Here is a 13159-nt window from a genome sequence, read left to right on the forward strand (position 1 = left end):
AACGAGGGCGATGCGGGAATGCCTCACCTGGCAAGCGCGAACGAGGGCATGACGGCTCACAACAAGGGGATCCCAGAGACCCCTCCGGAGGACGAGATTGGTGCAGCACCGGTCTCCGAAACTCTGCACTGGACATCAGTGTGCCAAGTGGCTACACTGACCCTTTGCGCTGCCTGTTAGCTGTCGCCTGGCCCGTCACCAGGGGCAAGCCCAAGCCTGAGCACACATGAGGAACCGTCCTGACCAGGACATCCTTGTCTGCGCCCGGGGGCGGAACCGGTACGCGCGTAGTGAGTCCGAGCCCTCGGAAGGACCCCCTCTTGGCCGCCTCGCGCAACGCCTCGACTGCCAATACGAACAACGGCGCAAGCACCGCCCCGCTGCGCATCTCTTTCGCGAAGATCAAGGAGCCCCTCGAGGTCCCGAACCTCCTCGCGCTGCAGACCGAGAGCTTTGACTGGCTCCTCGGCAACGCCGCCTGGAAGGCTCGCGTCGAGGCGGCCCTGGACAGTGGCCAGGACGTCCCCACCAAGTCCGGTCTGGAGGAGATCTTCGAGGAGATCTCGCCGATCGAGGACTTCTCCGGGTCGATGTCGCTGACCTTCCGCGACCACCGTTTCGAGCCTCCGAAGAACTCGATCGACGAGTGCAAGGAGCGCGACTTCACGTACGCCGCCCCGCTCTTCGTCACCGCCGAGTTCACCAACAACGAGACCGGCGAGATCAAGTCCCAGACGGTCTTCATGGGCGACTTCCCGCTCATGACCAACAAGGGCACCTTCGTCATCAACGGCACCGAGCGTGTCGTGGTGTCCCAGCTGGTGCGCTCGCCGGGTGTCTACTTCGACAGCCAGATCGACAAGACGTCCGACAAGGACATCTACTCCGCCAAGGTCATCCCCTCGCGTGGTGCCTGGCTGGAGATGGAGATCGACAAGCGCGACATGGTCGGCGTCCGCATCGACCGCAAGCGCAAGCAGTCCGTCACCGTCCTCCTGAAGGCGCTCGGCTGGACCACCGAGCAGATCCTCGAGGAGTTCGGCGAGTACGAGTCCATGCGCGCCACCCTGGAGAAGGACCACACCCAGGGCCAGGACGACGCGCTGCTCGACATCTACCGCAAGCTGCGTCCGGGCGAGCCGCCGACCCGTGAGGCCGCGCAGACGCTGCTCGAGAACCTCTACTTCAACCCCAAGCGCTACGACCTGGCCAAGGTCGGCCGCTACAAGATCAACAAGAAGCTGGGTGCCGACGCGCCGCTCGACGCCGGCGTGCTGACCGTCGAGGACGTCATCTCGGCGATCAAGTACCTGGTCAAGCTGCACGCGGGCGAGACCGAGACCACCGGCGACAACGGTTCCTCCGTGGTCGTCGAGGTCGACGACATCGACCACTTCGGCAACCGTCGTCTGCGCAATGTCGGCGAGCTCATCCAGAACCAGGTCCGCACGGGTCTGGCCCGTATGGAGCGCGTCGTCCGCGAGCGGATGACCACCCAGGACGTCGAGGCGATCACGCCGCAGACCCTGATCAACATCCGGCCGGTCGTCGCCTCCATCAAGGAGTTCTTCGGCACCAGCCAGCTGTCCCAGTTCATGGACCAGACGAACCCGCTGTCGGGCCTGACCCACAAGCGCCGTCTGTCCGCGCTGGGCCCCGGTGGTCTGTCCCGTGAGCGGGCCGGCTTCGAGGTCCGTGACGTGCACCCGTCCCACTACGGACGCATGTGCCCGATCGAGACCCCCGAAGGCCCGAACATCGGTCTGATCGGCTCGCTGGCCTCCTACGGCCGGGTCAACGCGTTCGGCTTCGTGGAGACCCCGTACCGCAAGGTCGACGAGAACGGTGTCGTCACCGACGAGGTCAACTTCCTCACGGCTGACGAGGAGGACCGCTACGTCATCGCCCAGGCGAACGCCCCGCTGACCGACGACGACCACTTCGCGGAGTCCCGCGTCCTGGTGCGCCGCCGTGGTGGCGAGATCGACTACGTCCCGGGTGAGGACGTCGACTACATGGACGTCTCGCCGCGCCAGATGGTGTCGGTCGCGACCGCCATGATCCCGTTCCTCGAGCACGACGACGCCAACCGCGCGCTCATGGGATCGAACATGATGCGCCAGGCCGTGCCGCTGCTCAAGGCGCAGGCCCCGCTGGTCGGCACCGGCATGGAGTACCGCTGCGCGGTCGACGCCGGTGACGTCATCAAGGCCGACAAGGACGGTGTGGTCCAGGAGGTCTCCGCGGACTACATCACCGTCGCCAACGACGACGGCACCTACAACACCTACCGGGTGGCCAAGTTCTCCCGCTCGAACCAGGGCACGTCCTTCAACCAGAAGGTCGTCGTGGACGAGGGCGCCCGCGTGATCGCCGGCCAGGTGCTCGCCGACGGCCCGTCCACCGAGCGCGGTGAGATGGCGCTGGGCAAGAACCTCCTGGTGGCGTTCATGCCGTGGGAGGGCCACAACTACGAGGACGCGATCATCCTCAGCCAGCGCCTGGTGCAGGACGACGTCCTCTCCTCGATCCACATCGAGGAGCACGAGGTCGACGCCCGTGACACCAAGCTCGGCCCCGAGGAGATCACCCGGGACATCCCGAACGTCTCCGAGGAGGTCCTGGCCGACCTCGACGAGCGCGGCATCATCCGCATCGGTGCCGAGGTCGTCGCCGGCGACATCCTGGTCGGCAAGGTCACCCCGAAGGGCGAGACCGAGCTGACCCCGGAGGAGCGCCTGCTGCGCGCGATCTTCGGCGAGAAGGCCCGTGAGGTCCGTGACACCTCGCTGAAGGTGCCGCACGGCGAGACCGGCAAGGTCATCGGCGTGCGCGTCTTCGACCGCGAGGAGGGCGACGAGCTGCCGCCGGGCGTGAACCAGCTGGTCCGCGTCTACGTGGCGCAGAAGCGCAAGATCACCGACGGTGACAAGCTCGCCGGCCGCCACGGCAACAAGGGCGTCATCTCCAAGATCCTGCCGATCGAGGACATGCCGTTCCTGGAGGACGGCACCCCGGTCGACATCATCCTCAACCCGCTGGGTGTCCCGTCCCGAATGAACCCGGGACAGGTCCTGGAGATCCACCTCGGCTGGCTCGCCGCCCAGGGCTGGGACGTCTCCGGCCTCGGTGACGAGTGGGCGCGCCGCCTCACGGCGATCGGCGCCGACCGCGTCGAGCCCGGCACCAACGTCGCCACCCCGGTGTTCGACGGTGCCCGCGAGGACGAGATCGCCGGTCTCTTCGAGGCCACGATCCCGAACCGCGACGGCCGGCGCATGGTGCTGCCCTCCGGCAAGGCCCGGCTCTTCGACGGCCGCTCCGGCGAGCCGTTCCCGGACCCGATCTCGGTCGGCTACATGTACATCCTCAAGCTGCACCACCTGGTGGACGACAAGCTGCACGCCCGCTCCACCGGTCCGTACTCGATGATCACCCAGCAGCCGCTGGGTGGTAAGGCGCAGTTCGGTGGTCAGCGCTTCGGTGAGATGGAGGTGTGGGCCCTTGAGGCGTATGGCGCGGCCTACGCGCTGCAGGAACTCCTCACCATCAAGTCCGACGACGTCCTGGGCCGCGTGAAGGTCTACGAGGCCATCGTCAAGGGCGAGAACATCCCCGAGCCGGGCATTCCCGAGTCCTTCAAGGTGCTCATCAAGGAAATGCAGTCGCTCTGCCTCAACGTGGAGGTGCTGTCCTCGGACGGCATGTCCATCGAGATGCGCGACACGGACGAGGACGTCTTCCGCGCGGCGGAGGAGCTCGGAATCGACCTGTCCCGGCGCGAGCCGAGCAGCGTCGAAGAGGTCTGACGGGCCGGCCGGGGAGCCGCCGTGAGCGGCTCCCCGCCTCCCCCGGACCGTTCAGACATGTTTGACTTTCGACCCCGAAAGAGGGATTGACGACAAAGTGCTCGACGTCAACTTCTTCGACGAGCTGCGGATCGGCCTTGCGACCGCGGACGACATCCGGCAGTGGTCCCACGGCGAGGTCAAGAAGCCTGAGACCATCAACTACCGCACCCTGAAGCCCGAGAAGGACGGACTCTTCTGCGAGAAGATCTTCGGCCCCACCCGGGACTGGGAGTGCTACTGCGGCAAGTACAAGCGTGTCCGCTTCAAGGGCATCATCTGCGAGCGCTGCGGCGTCGAGGTCACTCGCGCCAAGGTGCGTCGTGAGCGGATGGGCCACATCGAGCTGGCCGCTCCCGTGACCCACATCTGGTACTTCAAGGGCGTTCCGTCGCGGCTGGGCTACCTGCTCGACCTCGCCCCGAAGGACCTCGAGAAGGTCATCTACTTCGCCGCCTACATGATCACGTGGGTGGACGACGAGCGTCGCACGCGCGACCTGTCCTCGCTGGAGGCCCAGGTCTCCGTCGAGCGTCAGCAGATCGAGCAGCGCCGCGACTCGGACATCGAGTCCCGGCAGAAGAAGCTCGAGGCCGACCTCGGCGAGCTGGAGGCCGAGGGCGCCAAGTCCGACGTGCGCCGCAAGGTGCGCGAGGGCGCGGAGCGCGAGATGAAGCAGCTGCGCGACCGTGCCCAGCGCGAGCTCGACCGGCTCGACGAGGTGTGGTCCCGCTTCAAGAACCTCAAGGTCCAGGACCTGGAGGGTGACGAGCTGCTCTACCGCGAGCTGCGGGAGCGCTTCGGCACCTACTTCCAGGGTTCGATGGGTGCCGCGGCGCTGCAGAAGCGCCTGGAGTCCTTCGACCTGGACGAGGAGGCCGCCAAGCTCCGCGAGATCATCCGTACCGGCAAGGGCCAGAAGAAGACCCGTGCGCTCAAGCGCCTCAAGGTCGTCTCCGCCTTCCTGCAGACCACCAACAAGCCGCAGGGCATGGTGCTGGACTGCGTCCCGGTGATCCCGCCGGACCTGCGTCCGATGGTGCAGCTGGACGGTGGCCGCTTCGCGACCTCCGACCTGAACGACCTGTACCGCCGCGTCATCAACCGCAACAACCGCCTCAAGCGCCTCCTCGACCTCGGTGCCCCCGAGATCATCGTGAACAACGAGAAGCGCATGCTTCAGGAGGCCGTCGACGCGCTCTTCGACAACGGCCGCCGCGGCCGCCCGGTCACGGGCCCCGGCAACCGTCCGCTGAAGTCGCTGTCCGACATGCTCAAGGGCAAGCAGGGCCGGTTCCGCCAGAACCTGCTCGGCAAGCGCGTCGACTACTCGGCCCGTTCGGTCATCGTCGTCGGCCCGCAGCTCAAGCTGCACCAGTGCGGTCTCCCCAAGGCCATGGCGCTGGAGCTCTTCAAGCCGTTCGTGATGAAGCGCCTGGTGGACCTGAACCACGCGCAGAACATCAAGTCGGCCAAGCGCATGGTCGAGCGCGGCCGCACGGTCGTGTACGACGTGCTCGAAGAGGTCATCGCCGAGCACCCGGTGCTGCTGAACCGTGCGCCGACCCTGCACCGCCTCGGCATCCAGGCCTTCGAGCCGCAGCTGGTCGAGGGCAAGGCCATCCAGATCCACCCCCTCGTCTGCACCGCGTTCAACGCGGACTTCGACGGCGACCAGATGGCCGTGCACCTGCCGCTGTCCGCGGAGGCGCAGGCCGAGGCCCGCATCCTGATGCTGTCCTCGAACAACATCCTCAAGCCCGCCGACGGCCGTCCGGTGACGATGCCGACGCAGGACATGGTCCTGGGTCTGTTCTTCCTCACCACGGACGCGGAGGAGCGCGAGGTCAAGGGCGAGGGCCGTTCCTTCGGCTCGGTCGCCGAGGCGATCATGGCCTTCGACGCGCGGGAGCTCTCGCTGCAGTCGAGGATCGACATCCGCTTCCCGATCGGCACCGTCCCGCCGCGTGGCTGGACCCCGCCGGCGGACGTGGAGGGCGAGGAGCCGTGGCAGCTCGGTGACACCTTCCGGCTGAACACGACCCTGGGCCGTGCGCTCTTCAACGAGCTGCTGCCCGAGGACTACCCGTTCGTGGACTACCCGGTCGGCAAGAAGCAGCTCTCCGAGATCGTCAACGACCTCGCCGAGCGCTACCCGAAGGTCATCGTGGCGGCGACGCTCGACAACCTGAAGGCGTCGGGCTTCCACTGGGCGACCCGTTCCGGTGTCACCGTGGCCATCTCCGACGTGGTCGTGCCCGAGGCCAAGAAGGCCATCATCGCGGGCTACGAGGCACAGGACGAGAAGGTCCAGAAGCAGTACGAGCGCGGTCTGATCACCAAGGACGAGCGCACGCAGGAGCTGATCGCGATCTGGACCAAGGCGACCAACGAGGTCGCCGAGGCGATGAACGCGAACTTCCCGAAGACCAACCCGATCTTCATGATGGTCGACTCGGGTGCCCGCGGAAACATGATGCAGATGCGTCAGATCGCGGGTATGCGTGGTCTGGTGTCCAACGCGAAGAACGAGACCATCCCGCGGCCGATCAAGGCGTCGTTCCGCGAGGGTCTCACCGTGCTGGAGTACTTCATCTCCACCCACGGTGCCCGTAAGGGTCTCGCGGACACCGCCCTGCGTACCGCCGACTCCGGTTACCTGACGCGTCGTCTGGTCGACGTCTCCCAGGACGTCATCATCCGCGAGGAGGACTGCGGCACCGAGCGCGGCCTCAAGCTGGCGATCGCCGAGCGCTCCGAGGACGGTTCGCTGCGCAAGACGGACGACGTCGAGACCAGCGTGTACGCGCGCTGCCTCGCCGAGGACGTCGTGGTGGACGGCAAGGTGCTGGCCACCGCCGGCACCGACCTGGGCGACGTGCTCATCGAGCTGCTCATCCACAACGGCGTCGAGGAGGTCAAGACCCGCTCGGTCCTGACCTGCGAGTCCGCGGTGGGCACCTGCGCGATGTGCTACGGCCGTTCGCTGGCGACCGGCAAGCTGGTGGACATCGGTGAGGCGGTCGGCATCATCGCCGCCCAGTCCATCGGTGAGCCCGGCACCCAGCTGACGATGCGTACCTTCCACACCGGTGGTGTGGCCGGTGACGACATCACCCAGGGTCTGCCGCGTGTCGTCGAGCTCTTCGAGGCGCGCACCCCCAAGGGTGTCGCCCCGATCTCGGAGGCGGCGGGGCGCATCCGGATCGAGGAGACCGAGAAGACCAAGAAGATCGTCATCACCCCGGACGACGGTGCCGAGGAGATCGCCTACCCGATCTCCAAGCGTGCCCGTCTGCTGGTGGGCGAGGGCGACCACGTCGAGGTCGGCGAGAAGCTGACCGTGGGTGCCACCAACCCGCACGACGTGCTGCGCATCCTGGGTCAGCGGGCCGTCCAGGTCCACCTGGTCGGGGAAGTGCAGAAGGTCTACAACTCGCAGGGTGTGTCGATCCACGACAAGCACATCGAGATCATCATCCGGCAGATGCTCCGCCGGGTGACGATCATCGAGTCCGGCGACGCGGAGCTGCTGCCGGGCGAGCTGGTCGAGCGCGGCCGCTTCGAGACCGAGAACCGTCGGGTCGTGGCGGAGGGTGGCCACCCGGCCTCCGGCCGTCCGCAGCTGATGGGTATCACCAAGGCCTCGCTGGCCACCGAGTCCTGGCTGTCGGCCGCCTCCTTCCAGGAGACGACCAGGGTCCTGACGGACGCGGCGATCCACGCCAAGTCCGACTCCCTGCTGGGCCTCAAGGAGAACGTCATCATCGGTAAGCTCATCCCGGCCGGTACGGGTCTGTCCCGCTACCGCAACATCCGGGTCGAGCCGACCGAGGAGGCCAAGGCCGCGATGTACTCGGCCGTCGGCTACGACGACATCGACTACAGCCCGTTCGGCACCGGCTCCGGCCAGGCCGTCCCGCTGGAGGACTACGACTACGGCCCGTACAACGGCTGAGTCGTCCGCTCGAAGCCGCTGGGCGGCCATCCCTTCGGGGGTGGCCGCCCAGCGGTTTTCCGCCGCCCTGGACGGCTTGTGGGCCCTCCCGGGCGGGTCCGTCCGGGTCCGGGGCGGCGCGGTCCGGCCGACCGTGCGACGGGACGCCCTCGGAACGTGGTTTTCCGGGCATAATGGAGCGATGCGGGCTGCGAACGATGATCGTGAGCGTACGGTGGACGTGCTCAAGACGGCGTTCGCCGAAGGCCGCCTGTCCCAGCCGGAGTTCGAGGACCGGGTCGGGCTGGCCTACCAGGCGGTGACGTACCAGGAGCTGTACGGACTCACCGCGGACATCCCGCGCCCCCGCCGGCTGCCCACCCCGCCGCCGCCCGTCAACGCCAAGGCGGTCGCCTCGCTGGTCTGCGGCGCGGTGGGGATGTTCGGTCTGGTGATCCCCGGGATACCGGCCGTGGTGCTGGGGCACATGGCGCGGCGGGAGATCCGGCGCACGGGCGAGCGGGGTGACGCCCTCGCGGTGTGCGGCCTGGTGATGGGGTACCTGCTGACCGCGTTCACGGTCGCGCTCACCGCGATCGTCGTTATGGTGGTAGTGGCGGTCAGTCACGGCTGAGTGCGTTCACGCGAGCCCGCAGGGGCCCGGCGGGAGGGTGCGGCATCGGCCGAGACCATATGTTTTGACCGAAGGCTGAGCGCTGGGTACGCTCTGACCTTGTGCCTGGGGTGTGCCCGGGTTCTCGTGCGTGCACTTGTCCGTGCGGGACACCGAGGCCGATACACCGACAAATACGAACTTTCACTTCGGCGGAAATCGTATGAGGTGCGCGACACACCCGACCGCGTGGGTCGGCGTGAGCCGCTGAACCCCAGGTTAGAAGTATCGAGTCGGCACACAGAAACCGGAGAAACGGTGCCTACGATCCAGCAGCTGGTCCGAAAGGGCCGGCAGGACAAGGTCGAGAAGAACAAGACGCCTGCGCTGAAGGGTTCCCCGCAGCGCCGTGGCGTCTGCACGCGCGTCTACACGACCACCCCGAAGAAGCCGAACTCTGCCCTGCGCAAGGTCGCCCGTGTGCGACTGACCAGCGGCATCGAGGTCACCGCTTACATCCCGGGTGAGGGTCACAACCTGCAGGAGCACTCCATCGTGCTCGTGCGTGGTGGCCGTGTGAAGGACCTGCCGGGTGTTCGCTACAAGATCATCCGCGGTTCGCTCGACACCCAGGGTGTCAAGAACCGCAAGCAGGCCCGCAGCCGCTACGGCGCCAAGAAGGAGAAGTAAGAATGCCTCGTAAGGGCCCCGCCCCGAAGCGCCCGGTCATCATCGACCCGGTCTACGGTTCTCCTCTGGTGACGTCGCTCGTCAACAAGATCCTCCTGCACGGCAAGCGCTCCACCGCCGAGCGCATCGTGTACGGCGCCCTCGAGGGCCTGCGCGAGAAGACCGGCCAGGACCCGGTCATCACGCTCAAGCGCGCCCTGGAGAACGTCAAGCCCTCCCTCGAGGTCAAGTCCCGCCGTGTCGGTGGCGCGACCTACCAGGTGCCGATCGAGGTCCGCCCCGGCCGCGCCAACACCCTCGCGCTGCGCTGGCTCGTGGGCTACTCCCGCGCCCGTCGCGAGAAGACCATGACCGAGCGTCTGATGAACGAGCTGATGGACGCCAGCAACGGTCTGGGCGCCGCGGTCAAGCGCCGCGAGGACACCCACAAGATGGCCGAGTCCAACAAGGCCTTCGCGCACTACCGCTGGTAGTCGCTACCCCATCGAGAACCGAGAGAAGACTGAAGCCTTATGGCTACCACTTCACTTGACCTGGCCAGGGTCCGCAACATCGGGATCATGGCCCACATCGACGCGGGCAAGACGACGACCACCGAGCGGATCCTGTTTTACACCGGTGTCTCGTACAAGATCGGTGAGGTCCACGACGGCGCTGCCACCATGGACTGGATGGAGCAGGAGCAGGAGCGCGGCATCACGATCACGTCGGCCGCGACGACCTGCCACTGGCCGCTGGACAACGTCGACCACACCATCAACATCATCGACACCCCGGGTCACGTCGACTTCACCGTCGAGGTGGAGCGCTCGCTGCGCGTGCTCGACGGTGCCGTCACGGTGTTCGACGGTGTCGCCGGTGTCGAGCCGCAGTCCGAGACCGTCTGGCGTCAGGCGGACCGCTACGGTGTGCCGCGCATCTGCTTCGTCAACAAGCTCGACCGCACCGGCGCCGAGTTCCACCGCTGCGTCGACATGATCGTGGACCGCCTGGGCGCGGTTCCGCTGGTCATGCAGCTGCCGATCGGTGCCGAGGCCGACTTCAAGGGCGTGGTCGACCTCGTCCAGATGAAGGCCCTCGTGTGGTCCGCCGAGGCCACCAAGGGCGAGATGTACGACGTCGTCGACATCCCGGACACGCACACCGAGGCGGCCGAGGAGTGGCGCGGCAAGCTGCTCGAGGCCGTCGCCGAGAACGACGAAGAGATGATGGAGCTGTACCTGGAGGGCACCGAGCCCAGCCAGGAGCAGCTGATCGCGGCCATCCGCCGCATCACCCTCGCCTCCAAGGGCGGCGCGGGCTCCGTCACCGTCACCCCGGTGTTCTGCGGCACCGCGTTCAAGAACAAGGGCGTCCAGCCCCTGCTCGACGCGGTCGTGCGCTACCTGCCGTCGCCGCTGGACGTCGAGGCCATCGAGGGCCACGCCGTCGGCGACGCCGAGCAGATCATCAAGCGCAAGCCCTCGGACGACGAGCCCTTCTCCGGCCTCGCGTTCAAGATCATGAGCGACCCGCACCTCGGCAAGCTCACCTTCGTCCGGGTGTACTCGGGCCGCCTGGAGTCCGGCAGTTCCGTGCTGAACTCCGTCAAGGGCAAGAAGGAGCGCATCGGCAAGATCTACCGCATGCACGCGAACAAGCGTGAGGAGATCGACTCGGTGGGCGCCGGCGACATCGTCGCCGTCATGGGCCTGAAGCAGACCACCACCGGTGAGACGCTGTCCGACGACAAGAACCCGGTGATCCTGGAGTCCATGGACTTCCCGGCTCCGGTCATCCAGGTCGCGATCGAGCCCAAGTCCAAGGGCGACCAGGAGAAGCTGGGTGTCGCCATCCAGCGTCTCTCGGAGGAGGACCCCTCCTTCCAGGTCCACTCGGACGAGGAGACCGGCCAGACGATCATCGGCGGCATGGGCGAGCTGCACCTCGAGGTGCTGGTCGACCGCATGAAGCGCGAGTTCAAGGTCGAGGCGAACGTGGGCAAGCCCCAGGTCGCCTACCGCGAGACCATCCGCAAGGCGGTCGAGCGGATCGACTACACGCACAAGAAGCAGACCGGTGGTACCGGTCAGTTCGCCAAGGTGCAGATCGCGCTGGAGCCGCTGGAGGGCGGAGACGCCTCCTACGAGTTCGTCAACAAGGTCACCGGTGGCCGCATCCCCCGTGAGTACATCCCCTCGGTGGACGCGGGTGCCCAGGAGGCCATGAAGTTCGGCATCCTGGCCGGCTACGAGATGGTCGGCGTTCGCGTCACCCTGATCGACGGTGGCTACCACGAGGTCGACTCCTCCGAGCTGGCGTTCAAGATCGCCGGTTCGCAGGCCTTCAAGGAGGGCGCCCGCAAGGCGAGCCCCGTCCTCCTCGAGCCGATGATGGCCGTCGAGGTCACCACGCCCGAGGAGTCCATGGGCGACGTCATCGGCGACCTCAACTCCCGCCGTGGCCAGATCCAGGCCATGGAGGAGCGCAGCGGCGCCCGGGTCGTCAAGGGCCTGGTACCGCTCTCGGAGATGTTCGGCTACGTCGGCGACCTCCGCAGCAAGACGTCGGGTCGCGCGAGCTACTCGATGCAGTTCGACTCCTACGCCGAGGTTCCCAAGAACGTCGCCGAGGAGATCATCGCGAAGGCCAAGGGCGAGTAACCCAGCAGTTCTTCTCGCACTAGGCTTGACCGGGAGGCTTGGGGGCATTCCGCCGCGAACCGCAAGGGGAGCGTCGGATGCCCCGGCCGCCCGCAACCCAGCAAAGATCACCCTGGCGCCGATGAAGTAAGGCGTACAGCAACTCCACAGGAGGACCCCAGTGGCGAAGGCGAAGTTCGAGCGGACTAAGCCGCACGTCAACATCGGCACCATCGGTCACATCGACCACGGTAAGACGACCCTCACGGCCGCCATTACCAAGGTGCTGCACGACGCGTACCCGGACCTGAACGAGGCCTCGGCCTTCGACCAGATCGACAAGGCTCCCGAGGAGCGCCAGCGCGGTATCACCATCTCCATCGCGCACGTCGAGTACCAGACCGAGGCGCGCCACTACGCCCACGTCGACTGCCCGGGTCACGCGGACTACATCAAGAACATGATCACCGGTGCCGCGCAGATGGACGGCGCCATCCTCGTGGTCGCCGCCACCGACGGCCCGATGCCGCAGACCAAGGAGCACGTGCTCCTGGCCCGCCAGGTCGGCGTCCCGTACATCGTCGTCGCCCTGAACAAGGCCGACATGGTGGACGACGAGGAGATCCTGGAGCTCGTCGAGCTCGAGGTCCGTGAGCTGCTCTCCGAGTACGAGTTCCCGGGCGACGACCTGCCGGTCGTGCGCGTCTCGGCGCTCAAGGCCCTCGAGGGCGACAAGGAGTGGGGCGAGAAGCTCCTCGGCCTCATGAAGGCCGTGGACGAGGCCGTCCCCACCCCCGAGCGTGACGTCGACAAGCCGTTCCTGATGCCGATCGAGGACGTCTTCACGATCACCGGTCGTGGCACCGTCGTCACCGGTCGTATCGAGCGCGGTATCCTCAAGGTCAACGAGACCGTGGACATCATCGGCATCAAGACCGAGAAGACCACCACCACGGTCACCGGCATCGAGATGTTCCGCAAGCTGCTCGACGAGGGCCAGGCCGGTGAGAACGTCGGTCTGCTGCTCCGCGGCATCAAGCGCGAGGACGTCGAGCGCGGCCAGGTCATCATCAAGCCGGGTTCGGTCACGCCGCACACCGACTTCGAGGCCCAGGCCTACATCCTGTCGAAGGACGAGGGTGGTCGTCACACCCCGTTCTTCAACAACTACCGCCCGCAGTTCTACTTCCGTACCACGGACGTGACCGGCGTCGTGACCCTCCCCGAGGGCACCGAGATGGTCATGCCGGGCGACAACACCGCCATGACGGTCGCGCTGATCCAGCCGATCGCCATGGAGGAGGGCCTGAAGTTCGCCATCCGCGAGGGTGGCCGGACCGTCGGCGCCGGCCAGGTCACCAAGATCCTGAAGTAAGGATCCCGGCGATCAGCCGCTTGCCTTAGGCGAGTTGCACGAGGGCCCCGGCCCACCGCTCACGCGGTGGGCCGG

7 protein-coding genes are annotated in these 13159 nt (G+C 66.8%); all 7 read left to right on the forward strand.

Annotation, left to right across the window (positions count from 1 at the left end; genetic code table 11):
• Positions 1–320 precede the first annotated feature (320 nt).
• Positions 321–3809, forward strand: a complete 3489-nt coding sequence (gene rpoB / locus ACFW3D_RS12675) for a DNA-directed RNA polymerase subunit beta (RefSeq protein WP_500504081.1) — start codon at positions 321–323, stop codon at positions 3807–3809.
• Positions 3810–3906: 97 nt separating this feature from the next.
• Complete coding sequence (locus ACFW3D_RS12680) at positions 3907–7806, forward strand: DNA-directed RNA polymerase subunit beta' (RefSeq protein ID WP_500504082.1); 3900 nt, start codon at positions 3907–3909, stop codon at positions 7804–7806.
• 181 nt (positions 7807–7987) lie between these two features.
• Positions 7988–8419, forward strand: a complete 432-nt coding sequence (locus tag ACFW3D_RS12685; RefSeq protein WP_500504083.1) for a DUF1707 and DUF4190 domain-containing protein — start codon at positions 7988–7990, stop codon at positions 8417–8419.
• 297 nt (positions 8420–8716) lie between these two features.
• A complete protein-coding gene (rpsL, locus tag ACFW3D_RS12690; protein WP_014144289.1) occupies positions 8717–9088 on the forward strand; it encodes a 30S ribosomal protein S12 in 372 nt (123 codons plus the stop codon).
• 2 nt (positions 9089–9090) lie between these two features.
• Positions 9091–9561, forward strand: a complete 471-nt coding sequence (gene rpsG / locus ACFW3D_RS12695) for a 30S ribosomal protein S7 (RefSeq protein WP_018558864.1) — start codon at positions 9091–9093, stop codon at positions 9559–9561.
• A 39-nt stretch (positions 9562–9600) separates the two neighbouring features.
• On the forward strand, positions 9601–11730 hold the full coding sequence (gene fusA / locus ACFW3D_RS12700) for an elongation factor G (RefSeq protein WP_500504084.1): 2130 nt from the start codon (positions 9601–9603) through the stop codon (positions 11728–11730).
• Positions 11731–11890: 160 nt separating this feature from the next.
• A complete protein-coding gene (gene tuf / locus ACFW3D_RS12705; RefSeq protein WP_319135252.1) occupies positions 11891–13084 on the forward strand; it encodes an elongation factor Tu in 1194 nt (397 codons plus the stop codon).
• The last annotated feature ends 75 nt before the right edge of the window (positions 13085–13159 follow it).

The sequence above is a fragment of the Streptomyces sp. NPDC058864 genome (assembly GCF_042742985.1).
GTDB lineage: Bacteria > Actinomycetota > Actinomycetes > Streptomycetales > Streptomycetaceae > Actinacidiphila.